The 16,607-nt window shown below is 72.1% G+C and carries 4 protein-coding genes and 1 pseudogene; all 5 read right to left on the reverse strand.

Features of this window, described 5'->3' with window-relative positions:
* Nucleotides 1-24: 24 nt before the first annotated feature.
* Nucleotides 25-3,428, reverse strand: a pseudogene (locus tag JIW86_RS38260) (right-handed parallel beta-helix repeat-containing protein); the annotation flags it as partial.
* Between the two features lie 52 nt (nt 3,429-3,480).
* Nucleotides 3,481-3,813, reverse strand: coding sequence for a hypothetical protein (locus tag JIW86_RS38265; RefSeq protein ID WP_257558913.1), 333 nt, complete (start codon nt 3,811-3,813; stop codon nt 3,481-3,483).
* Nucleotides 3,737-4,855, reverse strand: coding sequence for a hypothetical protein (locus tag JIW86_RS38270; protein WP_257558915.1), 1,119 nt, complete (start codon nt 4,853-4,855; stop codon nt 3,737-3,739). The genes JIW86_RS38265 and JIW86_RS38270 overlap by 77 nt, the downstream gene beginning before the upstream one ends.
* An 80-nt stretch (nt 4,856-4,935) precedes the next feature.
* The gene (locus JIW86_RS38275) at nt 4,936-5,358 is read right to left on the reverse strand and encodes a hypothetical protein (RefSeq protein ID WP_257558916.1); all 423 of its coding nucleotides are present in this window, start codon (nt 5,356-5,358) and stop codon (nt 4,936-4,938) included.
* Between the two features lie 4,595 nt (nt 5,359-9,953).
* A complete protein-coding gene (locus tag JIW86_RS38280; RefSeq protein ID WP_257558918.1) occupies nt 9,954-16,607 on the reverse strand; it encodes a hypothetical protein in 6,654 nt (2,217 codons plus the stop codon).

Here is a 16,607-nt window from a genome sequence, read left to right on the forward strand (position 1 = left end):
CGACACCCCCGGCACCCGGTCCCACGGGATGTCCTGGGGCAGCAGCAGGCTGAGCTCGGCCAGGTCGTCTATGTCCAGCTTGCTGAGCCGCCCGGCCTGCCGGGTGATCATCGACTCCAGCGTCTGCCGCGCGAAGCGGCCGTTGCCGAAGCTGCGGTCACGCGGTACCGCGGCGAACAACTCCCCGAGCGCCGCCAGCGCCTCGGGCGGGCACACATACCCGGCCTTCTCCGCCTGCACCTGAACGATCCGCACCAGCTCGGCGTCCGTGTAGTGCTCGAACGAGACCGACCGGGAGAACCGGGAGGCGAGGCCGGGGTTGGAGTCCAGGAAACCCTGCATCTCGTCCGAGTACCCGGCGACGATGACCACCACCTCGTCGCGGTGGTCCTCCATCAGCTTCATCAGCGTGTCGACGGCTTCCTGGCCGAAGTCGTTGCCGCTGCCACCGCGCGGGGTCAGCGTGTACGCCTCGTCGATGAACAGCACACCGCCGCGCGCCTTGTCGAACGCCTCCTTCGTCAGCTGCGCGGTGTGACCCACGAACCGGCCCACCAGATCGGCCCTGGCGGTCTCGATCAGCTGGCCGCCGGGCAGCACGCCCAGCTCGGCGAGCAGCTGCCCGTAGAGCCGGGCCACGGTCGTCTTGCCCGTACCCGGCGGACCCGAGAACACCAGGTGGTGGCTGATCGTGGCGGTCGGCAGCCCGGCCTCCTTCCGCCGGTTCACCTGCTTGATCAGGTTGACCAGGTCCTCGACCTGCTCCTTCGCGGCCGGCAGGCCGATCATGCCGCGCAGCTCGTCCAGAAGTTCGGTCTTCCGCTCGGCAGGGACCCCGGCGGCGGCAGCGGCGACCGCGGCGGCGGCAGCCACCCCGACGTCATCGGGCTTCAGGAGCGCCAGGTCCGCGTTGCCGATCTCCGACAGCACGGCCAGCCGGGACGCCTGCCGGTCCACCATCTCCTCGAAGACCTTCCGCGCCGCCCGGCCGTTGCCGAAGTCGGAGCCCTTGGCCACGCTCTCGAAGTGCGCCTTGAGCGCCTCGCGGGTGCCGTCGGCCAGCTCGTAGCCGTGCGAGGCCGCGGCCATCGACACGATCGTCGTCAGCTCGTCGTCCGAGTAGTTCTCGAACTCCACCGTCCTGCTGAAGCGGGACGCGAGCCCAGGGTTGGAGTCGAGGAACCCCTGCATCTGCTCCGAGTAACCGGCCACGATCACCACGATCTCGTCGCGGTGGTCCTCCATCAGCTTGACCAGCGTGTCGATGGCCTCCCGGCCGAAGTCCGGTCCGCTGCCGCCAACGCCCTGCGACAGCGTGTACGCCTCGTCGATGAAGAGCACACCGCCGAGGGCCTCCTTGAACACCTCCGTCGTCTTGATCGCCGTACCGCCGATGATCGCCGCCACCAGGTCCGCGCGCGCCACCTCGACCAGATGGCCCGACGGGAGCACGTCCAACTCGGCGAGGATCGAGCCGTAGAGCCGGGCCACCGTCGTCTTACCGGTACCGGGCGGGCCCGCGAAGATCAGATGCCGGCTCATCGGCAGCGCCGGCATGCCCGCCAACTCCCTGCGTTGGGCCAGCTTGTTGAGGTTGACCAGGGTGGAGACCTGCTCCTTCACCCCGTCCAGGCCGACCAGGGAGTCCAGGGAGTCCAGCGGGCCCTTCCGCCCCGGCGGGCCCGCCGGGGACTGCTGCGACGCGTCGGCGCCGAGCTTCCCGTCGGCCCCGTCCGACCCGACTGCGCCGGCGGAGCCGTCGGGTCGGGACCCGCCACCGGAGGCCCCGGCCCCGGCCTCGCCGTGCGCGTCCGGCATCCCGTTCTCCACACTGGTCAGGTTCTCGACCGCCAGCCGGTTGGAGGGCTTCGACTGGCGGAGCCCCGACCCCCGGTTCCCGGAGACCGTGCAGTCGTGCACCCGCACCGCCTCGGTGGAGTCGATCCGGATGCCGTCGGCGGTGTTGTCCACCGCTTCACAGCGGCCGAGTGTGGCCCGCGCGCCGGCCGCGACCTGGAAGCCGTGCCGCCGGCACGACCGCGCCCGGGTGCGGGTGGCGTTCAGTTCGCCGCCGTCCTCGACGAGCACCCCCTCGTGCGAGGACTCGGCCACGTCGCAGTCCCGCAGCGTGGCCGCACCGCCGTCACCGACCGAGACGGCGGCCGCGCCGGTGTCCCGTACCGCCGTGTTGCCGACGTACGCGTTGCCACCGTCGGCGATCCGGATGCCGGCCTGACCAGTGCCGGAGATCTCCGAACCCTCCAGGCGGCCCCGGCCGTTGCGGGTCACCTCCACGCCGGGTCCGCGGACGTCCGAGACGGTCACGCGCCGCAGCATCGGGTTCGCCCCCTCCACGACGCGCACCCCCGCCCCGGCGCTGTCCCGGACCTCCAGCCGGTCGAAGTCCGGCGAGCTGTCCCCGGTCAGCTGGACCCCCGCGTCCTTGGCGTCCCGTACCGAGCACCGGCTGAACGAGGGCCCCGAGGACTCCTCCACCCAGATGCCGTTGCCCTCGGCCGCACTGACCTCGCAGTCCTCGAACGTGCCCCGGGAACGACCGGTGACATGGATGCCGTTGCCCTTGGTGCGGGAGGTCCGGCAGCGGCGCAGCACCGGATCGGTGCCCCCGCCAGCGCGATCCCGTGCACCTTCGTGCCGGTCACCGAGCAGTCCTCCAGCACCACCCGGTCCGCCGAGCTGATGTACACGCCCAGCAGACAGTCCCGTACCGACGTGCGCACGACCCGGGTGACGCTGTTCTGTTCCAGGGCGATGGCGGGCTTGTCGGTGGCGGAGATCTGGCAGTCCTCGACCAGCCCCCGCCCCTCGCCGTTGGCGCACACGCCGTTGCCGCGGGCATCGCGCAGCACGCAGTTGCGGATCGTCGGATTGGCGCGCTCACCGATGACCACCGCCGAGGTGCCGAGGTGTTCCACGACACAGTCCTCGATCACACTGGTGCCGCTGGAGGTCTCCACGATCCCCGCCCCGCCGGGGTTGGTCACCCGGCAGCCGCGCATCGCCAGCGAGCCCTGCTGGCGGGTGAGCACGGCCGTCCACGCGTTGCCCACCACCTCGCAGTCCTGGAGCGCCGCCTGACCGCGCGGCACGTCCACCGCGGGCAGTTCCTCGTCCAGCCCCTGGATCACCAGACCGGTCAGCTGCACGGCCTCGGCGACCACCTGGACCACCGTGCCCTGCCGGGGGATGACCCGTACGGTGCCCTGGGCGTCCTCGGCGGTGATCGTCACCATCTTGGTGATGACCAGGTTCTCCTCGTACCTGCCGGGACGGACCGAGATCACCGCGCCGCTGCGTGCCGCCTCCAGTGCCTCTCCGATGGTGCGGAACGGGCCGCTGGACCCGCCGGAGCCGTACGAGCCGCCGCTCTGCGCTTGTGCGCACACGGTCAGCACATGGCGCGACATGCCTGATCGTTCCCTTCGTCGTGGGCCGGTGGCCGGTGGTGGCCGGGTTGGTTCAGGAGGAGGTGCACTGGACGCGGACGGCGTCGCCCGCGTGGTGGGCGTAGGTCTTCGTCGAGCCCGACCAGTCCTGGCCCCGGTCGTGCAGCTTCACCGCCAGCTGGCCGCCGGTGATCCGGAAGCTGCCGGCGCCGACCCAGCGGCCCAGCTGGGAGGGCTGGTTGACGGTGAAGGACCCGAGGGTGGGACCGCTCGCCGAGGCGGCGCCGTGCACGGTGTAGTAGGACGGCTTACCGCCGACCGCCTTGATGTCACCGTTGTTCGGGACGTGGACGGATACCTGGCAGGTGCCTGTGGTGACGGCGCCGGTGCGGAAGGTCCACAGCATGCTCTTGCCCGCGTCCTGTCCGTCGCCGGACATCGGCATGGCGAGGAAGTCGCCGTTGCAGCCGCTGCTGCCATAGCCGCCGGTGCCGTACGACTTCCAGCCCTCCTTGCCGTCCGTGTACCAGCCGTTGCGGCTGAAGGCCGCGCCCTCGCCCGCGCAGCCGGGACCGGCGACGGCGGCGTACTCCTTCTTGGCCGGGGCCGGCGGGGGGCGCCTGCGGGGCGGGGCCGGACTGCTGGGGGTCGTGGCGGGCTCCGGTGTCGGGGGACCCGGCGGAGCCGGGGTTGCCGGAGGTCCCGCCGGAGCCGGCCGCCGGGCCGCCGGCCGGGCCACCGCCGGGGCTGCCCTGACCGTCGCCGCTCTGCCCGGTGCCGGTGTTGGTCACGGGGGTGTTGGCGGAGCCCTGGCCCGGCGCGTCCGCGGCCGCTCCCGGGGCGACGGCGCCCGGCAGCACGGATCCCTTGTCCGGCACGTCGGTTCCCGGTACGAAGCCCTCGGGGCCGCCGTCGGGCTGGTTGTAGCCCGTGGGGCGGGACGGGACCCGACCAGGGCCGGCGTCGCCGCCGAGCTGGGAGAACAGCAGGGGCACGCCCATGAGCACCACGCCCGACGTGGCCGCCGCCGCGAGCATCGGCTTCGGTATCCGCCTCGCCGGGCGCAGGCCCGTTGGTGCGGCCGGGGCTGCGACGGGGGTCGCCGCCAGGGCGTCCGGAGCCGCCTCCTGCGGAGCCTCCTCGGCTTCGGCGACTTCCTCGGCCTCCGCGATTTCCTCGGCCCCGGCCGCCTCCTCGGCTGCGGGGACGGGGACCTCCGGGACGGCGCCGCAGGCCGGGGCGGCTTCGGGCTCCGGTTCGGCGGCGGGCTCGGGCCGCACCGCGCCGGTCGGCGCCTCCGGGGTCAGCACCGGAAGGGTCAGGGGCGGGCGCGGCGCGACGGGCTCCGCCGCCGGCTCCTCACCGGCCGCGTGCCAGGCGACTGCCGGCAGGCTGATGGGAGCCGGACCCCGTCCGGCGGTCCTGTGCCGCTGTTCGTTGTTGTCCACCGTGTTTCCCCTCGGTCGTCGCGGAACACCCGCATCACGTTCGAACGGACCGCCACCGCTGTGGGGTTCACCGCGGCCGGTCAGCTCAGGACGTGGACCGCTTCGCCCTCCGGCGCCGGGGTGAGCACAAAGGCCGCAGCCCGCTCGACGACCGCCCGGTCGAGGGGCGCCGGGACCTCGTAGTCCGGGCTTCCCAGGTGCGCGAGCAGGCCGGGCTCCGGGGCGAGGGCGTACTGCTCCAGGTAGTAGGCGACCGTGTCGGTCCACACCCACCTGCCGTCCGTACGGAAGTTCAGCGGCACCTCCGAACGCCGCTCGGGGTCCAGCACGTCGTTCATCAGCACCGGCGTCATCAGTACGGGCGTGCCGGCGTTCAGCCGCTCGACCAGCAGGGCGAGCAGCGCAGGGTCCTCGACCGACGGGTGGTCCGCGGCGAAGCCGGGCCCGGCCACCGGGTCCACGTGGTCGAAGACGGCAGCCAGCTGGAACTCCGGGTCGGTCATGGCGAGGTCCTGTCCTTGAGGTCGGGGCGGCCCGGCGGCCGCACGCTCCCGGGAGAACGTACGGAACGCCGGGCGCGGTTCACGCAGACCAGTCCACGGTGGGCAGCGCGAGCAGGGCCCCCGGGTTCAGGTGGAGGTACCAGTCCTCGTCCGGGGTGCCGTACTCGGCTCCCGCAGAGGCGGCCAGCGCGCGCACCGCCGCCGCGAGGGCCGCCGCCTGCGCCCGCTCCAACCGGGCGCGTTCCGCCGCAGGATCGGGAGAGGCCGCCGGATCACGGTCCAGGACGGCGAGCTCCCCGCGCGCCCGGCGGAGGTCCGCCATGGCTCGGGCGAGGGCCGTCCGCCCGTCCGCCCGGTCGGGGTCGGACTGCTCCAACTGCCGTGCGATGTCGTGCAGTTGATCGCCATAGTGTCTGAGGTTGGTCTCCACCGCCTCGCGCATGTCCTCCTCCAGCCGGCCGGTCCGCGAGGCGCTGCGCAGCGTGAGGTGGTGGCCCTGGGGATCGCCGACCAGGACGACCGCTGCGGAGCTGCCGGAGCCCTCGCCCTCGACGGTGATCCGGAGCAGGGTGTGCTCCGTGTCGTCCCGGCGGAAGCGGACGTACGAGGTGTCGTCCACCGTCAGCCGCAGCGTGCTGCCGGCCGCGGCGAGGCCGGCCCGTGCCTGTTCGACGGCCTCCGGGGCGGCGTAGAACTCCCTGCGCCGGCCGTCGTGCACGGGCAGCGCGTACCGGTGGTCGCCGGACACCGTGAAGGCGGGGCGGTCCACGGTGTGGAGCGGGCGGACCGGTCGGTAGACCGGGAAGGACGCGGCGTCCTTGGCCGGGCCGTTCAGCGCGAGCTCGTACGGGTCCGCACCGTTCGCCGACGCCTCGATGCGTGCGTCCTCCGCCCGGTGGGTGGCGAGCGGGGTCGTACCTCCCGTCTCGTACTCGGTCAGCTCGTAGGGGACGAGCGGCCGTGCCGGGGCCGGGGCGTCCGGTGCGGCGGGCGGCTCGTCGGAGGGCGGGGTGAAGGTGATCGTCGGAATCGGAATCGGAATTGGAATCGGGTCCGGGTCCGGGTTCGGGTTCGGCTGATCGGCCACCGGTGCGGCCGGGTCCGGCCCGGGCCCGAACAGGGCACCGTGCTTCGCCGTCAGCCTCTCGACGTGCGATCCGTGCATCAGGCCGATCAGGCCACCGTCGGCCTTGACCTCCACCGTGGTCCCGTCTCGCCCGGTGAGCACCCAGGTGACGTCGGCCTCGTAGTAGTGCTGAGTCCCCTTCGTCTTCTCGCGCTCGTCCACCGTCTCGCTCTGCGAGGAGCTGTGGCTGCCGCCCCGTTCCCCTCCGAAGGAGACCGGCGCGCTGCCGTTCGTGGCGTGGCCGCCGGCGTCCGGGGTGACCGAGGCGGACCAGACCCCCGCGATCCGTTCCCGTTCCCTCTCCTTCTCCCGCTCCTTGACCCCGGTCTCGACGCCGCTGTCGAACTCGCCGGAGGTCAGGTGCCGGGTCCGGTGGACCACCAGCCGTACGGTGACCTGCTTGCCGCCGGCCACCGGCACCACGTACCCCTCGCCGAGCAACGAGGCGATGTTGGAGCGCAGGTTCCGCTCGGTCGTCAGCACGTCCGCGCGCAGCCCCGCCAGGGTGGTCGGGGCGAGGTCCCGCCGCCGCGGCGCCGTCGTGTCGCCCGCCACCACCCGGTGCGGCAGGGAAGCCGCAGCCGACAGCCAGGGCAGCACCCGGTCCAGTCCGGGCATCGCCAGGCCCTGCATGACCGGGGCCAGGTCCGAGGTCAGCCTCCGCACCGGCCCGGGGACCGCCGTCGGCCCGTTCGGGCGGACGTGCCCGGCCACCGGGACGGCCGGGGTGTGCGTGCCGGGACCCGGCTGCGTCAGATGGTCCGGGACGAGCAGGTGGACCCGGCCGCCCGGGACGCCGAACTGTCGCTTCGGCTCGTGCCCCGAGGGGAAGATCCCGTCCCACTGGGCGCCCCACTGCTCCGTGAACCAGCGGCCGGCCCGGCCGTCCGTGGCCCAGTCGACCAGGCGCGCCGGGGCGGTGAGGGCCGCACCCGCCAGCCGTGCCAGCTGGTGCGGTTCACCGCCGTCGAAGATCTCCACCCCGTAGCGCACCGGGTGCGAGAACTCCTGTGCCTCTCCCGTGAATTCGAGCCCGTGCTGGTCGCGCACCGTCGCCGTGTCGGTCGCGGTCCGGCCCGCAGAGGCCTCCGCGCCGCCACCGAACCTGACACCGCCGCGCGGACCGCCCACCGCGGAGGTTCCCCTCACGGTGACGCCGCCCTGCGCACTGACCTTGTCGGAGGTACCGGAGGAGGAGCCGAGGGAGGTCGTGGCCGTGTCGCCGACGGACATGACCACGCCGCCGCGGGGCCGCTCGTACGTCGCGTCCCCGACCTCGGCGGTGGCCCGGATGCCGATCAGGCGGGTGCCGCCTCCGGGCAGTTCGAGCTTGAGCAACTGGCGTACGGACGTGGTCCTGAGGGCGGTGAAGTCGGCGCGCAGCGACTCCTTGGCGAACACCGAGGCGATGCCCCGCGAGAGATCCGTCGGGGTCTCGCGCAGCTCGTCCGGGATGACCTTGAGTTCCCGCAGCGCCTCCTTGATGGCGGGCAGCACCTGGTCCGCGTCGAGCTTCTCCACGTGCGAGACGGCGTGCGCCAGATCGGCGTTGACGTACGAGCGCTGCTCGTGCGGGCCGGACCCGGGTGCCGGGCCCGCCTCGGGCGGGACCGGCAGGCCCAGGTCGCGGGCCTGCCGGTCCGGGACCGCCAGCTCGACGCCGCCGGTGACCTTCGCGTACAGGGTCGCCGTGTCGGAGACGGCCTTGTACCGGCCGGCGGGCAGCCAGGTGTGGTGGGTGATCTCGAAGTGCGCGTCGGCACGGAAGCGGTGGCTCGTCCCCGTGTAGGTCAGGGTGGAGGAGACGGTGCCGGACGAGACCCGGGTGGCCGTGTTCGTGTACGTCCTCGTGCCCTCCACCGAGCCGTTCGCGGCGAAGGCGACGCCCGTGGTGCCGTTGGGACTGGCGTAGACACCGGCGCTGAAGGTGCCGCCGATGTTGCGCGAAGAGGTGTCGGTGAAGCTGGACTTCGTACCGGTCTCCGTGCTGTGCGACAGGCTGGTCTCACTGCCGGACGTCTCGTGCGCCGGCCCGGCGAGCCTCAGCTTGACCACCAGCGCCTGCGGGTGCCCGCCGGGGCTCGGCGGAAGCGGGAACACCGCGCCGTCCGGGCCGGTGAGCTGCTCGAACTCGGAGCGTAGGAAGCCCGGACCGAAGATCTCCTCGATCTCCGGCGTGAGGCCCCGGCGCAGCGCACCCACCGTGTCGCCCGCATGCTTGCCGAACTCGGTGTCGAGCCCGGTCGGCGCGGCGCCGTCGCCGCGCTCGGCGACGAACGCCGCGGCGGCAGCGGCCACCTCCCTCGTGCCCAGGAACTCGGGGTGGATGCCGCCGAGGCCGGAGTGGGGCAGGGCGAGCTCCCGGGTCTGGCGGTCGCCTTCACCGACCCAGCCCGGTTCGTCCCGGCCCGCGAAGACCGTCGTGGTGCCGACCGTGACGAGCTCGGCGGGGTCGTGCGGGGCGGTCGGCAGGTGGTCGTTGCTCACGCGCACCACGGCGGAGACGTCGTCGCCGCCGAATTCCAGGGAGGTGCCGGACACCAGCTCGCCGTCCCCGTCGTGGACGGTGGCGGTGAGGTGGTGCACGGCCGCGTAGGTGAACGCGGTGTGCGCGCCGGTGGACTCCTCCCCGTGGGACGACTTGACCGTGGAGCTCAGGGATTCCTTGTCGTTCGAGAGCGTGGCGCCGCCCGTGAGCTTGACTCCGGGCACCTCGACCCGGACTCCGTGGTCCGTGTTGATCCGCAGGGTGGAGCCCCCGCTGACCGAGAAGGCGACCTGGTCGCTCTGGCCGACCGAGTAGTTCGTGCTCCGTGCCGCCGAGCGCCCCAGCGTGACGTCGCTCTCGTCGGACGTACCGCGCAGCTCTCCGAGCCCGGTGCGCAGGTGCAGGCGGATCTCGTGGTCGCCGGCCTGCAGGGTGACCGGCACACCGGAGCCGATCAGCTTGGTGAAGCGGGCGCGCATGCCGGGCGTGCCGAAGGCGGCCGCGAGTTCGCGCTGGAACTGCCCGTACTCGTCCTCGCCGAGTCGCTCCTTGAGGCCGGAGGCCTCCAGGTGCGAGTCCAGCCAGTCGCGCGCCGCGGGCAGCACCTTCTCGGAGCCGGGGAGCTCGCCCACCAGGCCGGGGCCGAGGCCCTTGCGCGAGGCGAGGGACAGCGGCTCCAGGGGGTCCACCGGGAAGTCCCGCCTGGGGAACGGGCCGAGGAGCCTGCCCGTATCGTCCACGACCATCAGGAACGTGGCTTCGTGCGTGCCCGTCGCGTCCGGCAGGTGGACGTGGGAGTCCTGCCGGAACGCGTCGGCGAGCTGATCCGCATGCTCGTACCGCGGGCTGATCCGGAGCTGGACCGGACCGTGCTGGGCGGCGAAGTCCTCCAGCTCCGCCGCTCCGCCCTCGTGCATCAGCAGCGGCTCGTGCGCACGGGAGAACTCCGGCTGCGGTTGCGGCTGCGGTGTGTGGGCGGCGTCAGCGGCGAGGTTGCGGATCGCCTGCTCCACCGGATGGCGCAGGGTGCCCGGGACCTCGATCGTCCCGTCGGCGGTGATGTCGGTGACCAACAGGGTGCGGTGAACGCCGAGCCGGGACTGCGGGGAGACCTGATCGTGGTCGAGGAGGGTTCGCAGGTCCCCGTCCGCGTCGCCGTGGTCGGCGGTGAACTGCGGATCCACCATGACCAGCAGCGAGAGCTCGGGGTGCGATTCGAGGAACGCGGTGAGCTCGGCGACACCCCTCATGGGCCTTGGCCAGGGGGCCGAACAGTCCCGTGAAGTCGGTGGTGTCCAGACGCCGGGCCGCCGTGATGACCCCCTGGTCGTCCGCGTGGTAGCGGAACCGGGGGTGGGGGCCGTTCGCCGGCGCCGGCACGGTCGCGGGCGCGAAGGAGTAGGAGTTCCGGTCGTCGACGACGGTCACGTTGGGGTGCGCCGTCAACCGGTCCCAGCCGGGTCCGGTGGGAACGCGGCCCTGCGGGACGGCGACCTCGATCGGCTGCCGTTTGGCGATCTTGAGCAGACCCTCGGTGCTCGGCATCCCTCCGGTCGGGAAGGGACGGCGCACGCCCACGTCGAACTGGGAGACGGGCTCCTGGCGTGCCATCCGCAGCAGGCCGCGGATGGCGTGGGTCGCCGCACGGAACCGGGACAAGGGGGCCGGGGCCGGCGTGTGGAAGGGCGCGGGGTGGGCGGGGTTGGCCTGGTCCGACGGGGCCGGACCCAGCAGGAGCTCCTCGAACCGGGCCGCTTGCGAGGCCGGCACGCCCACGGCCAGCACCAGCCGGGATTCGAACGGCGGGATCGGCTGCTTCGACAGGGACGTGAACTCCACGCGGAAGTCAGCCTCCGCGCGGTAGTCGGCCTGGATCTCACTGGCGAACTTGAGCTTCTGCTTGCTCTTGTCCGAGCCTCCGGCGTCGAAGTTGTGGGCGCGGGCGGTGTTGACCGCGAGGTCCACACCGGGCACGACCACGTACCGGTTCAGCGGGACGAGCGCGGACGTGGTCACCGTCACCGCCGCCTTGCCGCTGTGCTTGCTGCTCGACTTCACGCCGAACGAGTCCGCGAAGTCCTCCCGCACCCGCACCTTGCCGCCGGTGTCCCCCATGTGTTCAAGGCTGGTCAGCCGCGCACCCACCTGGAAGTGACCCGTCAGCGAGCGACCCGGACGACCGGCGGCGGTGAAGACCTTGGACGTCCAACTGCCGCTGGTCCACCACTGGTTGCTGTCCTTGAGCGTCTTCTCGTTGAGGAGGTCCTCGGTGACCTCGTTGAGGAACCTCGCGGCCACGTCCGGCGCCACCTTCGCCGCCGCCAGATGGTCGGCCAGATCGGCCGCGATCTGCTTCGGCGCGACCGCGTTGACGGTGGACAGCACCGCCTTCAGGCCACCCGGGTTCATCACCGGCCGGGGTCCGGTCGAGGGCGTCCCGGCCGGCGGCAGGGACCCCTCGGGGAAGGCCATGCGCAGCCGGTCCGGGATGCGGAAGGTGAACGGGGCGCCGCCCTCGACGCGGATGCCGATCCGTACGTCACCGTCGAACTCGTGCATCTCCTTGACCACGGTCCGGCCGGCGCCCTGGGTTTCTGCCGAGGCCGTACGGGACGTCGCGGTCGTGGTGCCCGCCTGCACGCGCACGGACGGGATCACCCCGGTCAGGGCGCCCGCGTCGAGCAGCTTGACGGCGGTGTCCACGGCGGCGGTGACCGAGGTGTTGCCGCCCGAGGTCACCGTACGGTTCGTCACGGGCTGGTTGTGCGAGGCGAAGCCCGCCAGCTCCTCCTTGGGCTGCGGCCGGTGGTGGCGCAGGTTCTCCGGCCAGGCGGTCAGGGTCACGCGCTGTCCGTCGGCGCGGAAGACGAGGCCGTTCTGCAGGAATCGCTGCCAGGCCGCCGGGTCCTCGCCGGTGGCCCTCGGGCGCAGTCGCTCCATGACCTTCTTCGCGGTCCCGGGGTCCATGTCCAGCTTGGCGAGCGTCGATTCGGTCGCGGCGAGCCACTGCTTCCTGTCGGCGTCGCTCCACGGGTGCACGGACGTGACGTACCCGTCGCCCAGAGCCCCGTCCGCGACGTGCCAGGGGACCCGGGGCGGGTCCGGTACGGAGTCGGTGCCGGTGTCGGTGTCGCCGAACGGGACCGCGCCCGACAGGGGACGGGTGCCGTGTGCGAGAGGGAGGTAGCCGTCCGGGGCCGGAACGGTGTCGGGCGGCAGGGCGCCGTCGGGGGGCATGTGGGCGCCCAGGACCGTGTGCTCGACCGCGGCGCCCTCGCCGACGGGGAGCGACAGCCGGACCCAGTGGTCGGGTTCGAGCCGAGGGATGCCGTTGGCGTCCCAGCCGACCCTGTGGGCGACGACGGTGTGGCCGGGGCCGGTGGTGTCGGTGGTGAACGCCTGCCCGGTCGCCGCGGGCACGAACCACAGGGTGGACCGGGGTGCGTAGGCGGTCAACGGCAAGTCGGGGCGCAGGGCGCGCAGTTCGCGCAGGGTTTCGGCGGCGTACGACCAGTCGAGACCACGGCCGAGGTCACAGGCCGCGAACTGCAGCGGCTTGGCGGTGTCCCACACCCCGGTCTCGGCGAGGCGGGACAGTACGGCGGCGAGTTCCGCGGGGGCGACCCGCCGGCCGCGCCAGGTGGGCGCGCCGTCGGTGCCCACGACATGGCTGGCGAGGGTGAAGAACCTGTCGTCCCGGGGGAACCGGCCGATGGCGTTCTGGAGCTCGTCCGCCTCGGCGCGGTCGGTGCGCGGGTCGATGAGGTGGTGGGTGTCGTTCTCCCGGCGGGACCTGGTGATCGCGTCGGCGATCTCGTGGACCCGGCCGGCCGTGCCGTTCGGGTCACCCGGCGTGGTCGCCGTATCCGCGGTGCCGGCGCCGTCCTTCCCGAACGAGGTGGCCCCGTCGAGGTCCTCCAGCGGCGTGGGCTCGTCGCCGAAGATGTCCCCCGGGAAGTAGCCGTCCGTATCGCTCAGGGGGGTCGACGGGCCCCCGTCGGTGTTCGACGCCACGCCGGCGTCGGCCAGGTCGACGCCGCCGAACTCGAAGTCGAAGCCGGTGAAGTCGACGTTATCGGGAGACTGGGGGACTGCCGTGACGTCCGCGGCAGGGGCTTCGGCCTCGGCCTTGCCCTTTCCCTTGCCGTCCTGCGGGTCGCCGAGCATGCGCGAGAGGAACTTCACCCGGCCTTCGCCGATGCGCCGGAAGTGGGCGCGGACTTCCTCCGGACCGGCGAACATCGCGGCGAGTTCCCCGTACATCCGCTCGTACTGAGGGGCGAAGGCGAACCGGAGCGGACGTACGGGCACGCCCGAGTCGTCCACGGCAAGGAGCGGGCCGCCGCGGAGCGGGTAGGCGGTGTTGGGGGACTCCTGGCCGTCGGAAGGGAAGAAGACCGGGTTGAAGGAGGGCTTGCCCCGGCGGGCCTGGTCTTCGATCGTGTCGTCGCCCGGTCGGCGCTCCCCGAGACTGGTGGCGCGGGACTCCTGTGACTCCCGGGAGTCGTGGGAGTCCTCGGACATGACCGACGCGGCGTCGTCCTCCCGAGGCGTCACCGCGATGTCCGCCGCGGTGTCCGCCGCGGGCTTCGCGAGGTGCGGGGGGACGTCTCCGAGGGGGTTCCAGACCAGGTCGCCGTGGCGGACGTACCGGCTGTAGGTCGTGTAGGAGGAGAAGTCGGCCTGGTAGTACTGGTGGAACTCGTGGAAGAGCCGGGAGACGGCCAGGGCGTCGGCATCCGTCAGGTCCGTGAGCCGGCGCCCGGTGCCGTCGTTGACGAGCACGGGCTTGCCGTCGAGCTTCAGGGCGGCCTCGGCGATCCACTGGAAGGCGGTGTCGCGGTTGACGTTCGCCTTCTTGGAGTGCTTGCTGCGGTAGTAGAAGCCCAGGGGGTCGGAGTCGACCATCATGACGGCGGCTTTGAAGGACCGGGTGTCCGCCTCCGAGTCGCCCCACAAGTACCGGTACTTGCCCATGAGCTCGACGGCACCGCGGTGTTCGGGCTCCTGGTCGTGGGCCCCCTTCTCCTCCCCGTACATCGCCTTCGAGTTCACCTTCTCGATGTCGTGGAACAGGATCGCCTTGACGATGGCGTCGACGGGCACCGTCCGGTGCGGGTCGTCGGCATCGAGGGCGGCGAGCTTCAGGTACTGGCCCACGACCATCTGGGCGTGCTCGAAGAAGGTGTACCCCTCGCTCGCGCAGATCTGGGCGTACCGGTGCGCCAGTTCGGGGTAGTCCCGCGTCAGGCGGTCGATCATCCGGTACGTCGGGTTCCCGTTCTGCCAGAGTGCGGTGATCTTCTCTCCGGCCCGGAGCTGCAGTTGGACGTCCTCGTCGCGGTGCTTGCCCATCTCGTTGAAGTCGTGCATGACCGGGGCGTCCGTCAGGTTCCGGTCGGCGAGGACCTCATCGGCCTGGCGGGAAAGGATGTGGGCGATCTCCGCGTGGGAGGCCCAGGTCAGGACGGTCTCCGTCATGAAGTGTTCGACCGATGCCTCGTCGTGGTCCGGGTTCTCGATGTCGTGGTCGAGGGTCCTGAGGTCGGGGGCGAGGTCCGGGTTCTGTGCGAAAGCTTCACTGTGGTCCTGCAGGAACACCTTCAGTTCCTCGAGACGGCGGTCGTAGCTGGCTGCCGATGTCTCGTCCAGCAGCGGGTGCGGCATGCGCTGGGCGGGAAGCTGCCGGAACTGCTGCCAGGTCACGTAGTGCGTGCGCAGCTGGTTGGAGATCCGCCGGAGCGCGCCGGGCTTGTTGCGGTGCTTCTTGCCGTCCAGCCAGGGGTTGTGCTGGCCGAGGAGCTGGCGGCTCTCGACGTCCGGGATGTCGAGCCGGCGACGCAGCTCGTTCACGTGGACCACGCGGCCGTGCTTGGAGAACCGTGCGTCCGGATGGTCCGGGCTGACGCCGTCCGCGTCCTCGTAGTACGTGATCAGCGAGTGCGGCAGCATGCTCTCGCGCAGCAGCGCGAGGTGTTCCCCGCGGATGCCGAACTGGTTGCGGTCGCCGGGCTGGTCGGTGTTGATCGTGCGGTCGGTGTTGGGGGCAAGGCCGTTCAGGATCGGAGCGGGTGCGGAACCCGGGCTCTGCGCGGCGTACTTCAGCGGGTACTGGTCCTTGTCCCGCGCGATGTCGGGTCCGGGCGCCGCGAGATGCGAGTCGTCACCGCGGAAGACGTCACCGGGCGCGTTGACGTCCTCTTCGGGGACGGAGGTCGTCGTGATCTCGCGGTAGACGTCCATCGGGATCAAGTAGGACCGGATGACCGGCTTGTTGACCGTGGGGTCGTCGGCCTTGTACTTCATGGCCCAGGCGATGGCCCGTCCGGGAGTGCCGACACCCGTCCAGATGACGGTGTCGTTCGTTCCGCCGGTGCTCAGTACGATCCGCCCGGTGTCGGGGTCCTGCTGGATGTCCTTGAACTCGACGGATGTGGCCCGCCCCGGGGTGGTCGGGTCCACCGTGAGCTGCACCTCGCTGACCACCGTGGTGTAGAAGCGTACGAACGGCTTTCCGTCGACCAGCTCGACCTCCACCTCCCCGCGGTGGATGAAGTTCGGCTCCCGGAACACGTACTGCTTCTTCCCCGCGTCGTACACCAGGGTGGAGTCCAGCGGACGGCTCGGACCCGGGTAGCTCACGCCCGGTATGCCGATGGCCGGGGTTTCCCGCTGCGGTGGCCGGGACGGCCCCTGGCCGGAGCCGGCCAGGGCCCGGGGGCTCACCTCGCGGAGGGTCACCTTGGTCCGGCCGGACTCGACCCGCTCCAGCGAAACGACCTCGAAGCGGGCGTCGGGCGCGAAGACCACGCGGCCCTCGCCGAGTATCTGCCCGGCGTCCCGGGCGGTCAGCGGGAGCACCTCGAAGACCACGTTGTGGTCCGGGGCGGGCCGGTGCCGAGGCCCGGCCTTCCAGCCGGCGTCCGGTCCGAGCAACTGGTCGAGCGGCAGCGCGGAGTGCTCGGTGCCGCGGTTGTCGGCCTGCTGCCGGAGCGCCTTCACCTCGGCGAGATTGAGCAGGGTGCTGTGCCGTACGGGCTTCTGGTGGCGGGGCAGGGCCTGCTGGCCGTTCCTGACCGCCGTCGCGGTGGGATGGCCCTGCTGCCCGGCTTCGTCGCGCAGGGTCGCGTTGCCCCTGGCATGGCCGATGGCCAGCGCCAGGTCCAGTTCCTTGACGGCGCTGCCGTCGAGCCGGCCGAGCAGCTTCGCCGCGTCGGCGAGATACGGAGCGTACTCGTCCCGGACCTCGGGGATCCGGAGCTGGGTGATGATCGTGCTCTGGCGGCGCACGGCGGCCTTGGGACCTCCTGCCGCCGTGTGGTCCTCGTCGATCGCGCGTCCCCGCGAGGAGACGACGAAGTCGACCATCTCGGCCGCCCTCGGGACGTTCTCCGCGTCCGCGGCGGACCTGATGCTCAACCTGAGTGCTTCGACGATGGAGTTGGCGCGTTCGGTGCCGGTCTTCTCCGCGGCGGGGGCGAACCAGTGGTTGCCACCGGCGTTGACGTGGATCTGGAGCCTGCCCTCCTGCTGGAAGTGACGGCGCTTCAGCTCGGGGAGCAGCTCTTGGACGAACTTGTGGAGCTGCTGCCCGTCGGCCGGATCGAGGGTCTTGCCACCCTTCGTGAACGACAC

The sequence above is a fragment of the Streptomyces sp. NBC_00162 genome, from assembly GCF_024611995.1.
Taxonomy (GTDB): domain Bacteria; phylum Actinomycetota; class Actinomycetes; order Streptomycetales; family Streptomycetaceae; genus Streptomyces.

Bases quoted from the DNA above. Each gene is read 5' to 3' on its own strand.
- JIW86_RS38275 (WP_257558916.1), bottom strand. From the start codon at position 5,358: ATGACCGACCCGGAGTTCCAGCTGGCTGCCGTCTTCGACCACGTGGAC.
- JIW86_RS38265 (WP_257558913.1), bottom strand. From the start codon at position 3,813: ATGCTGTGGACCTTCCGCACCGGCGCCGTCACCACAGGCACCTGCCAG.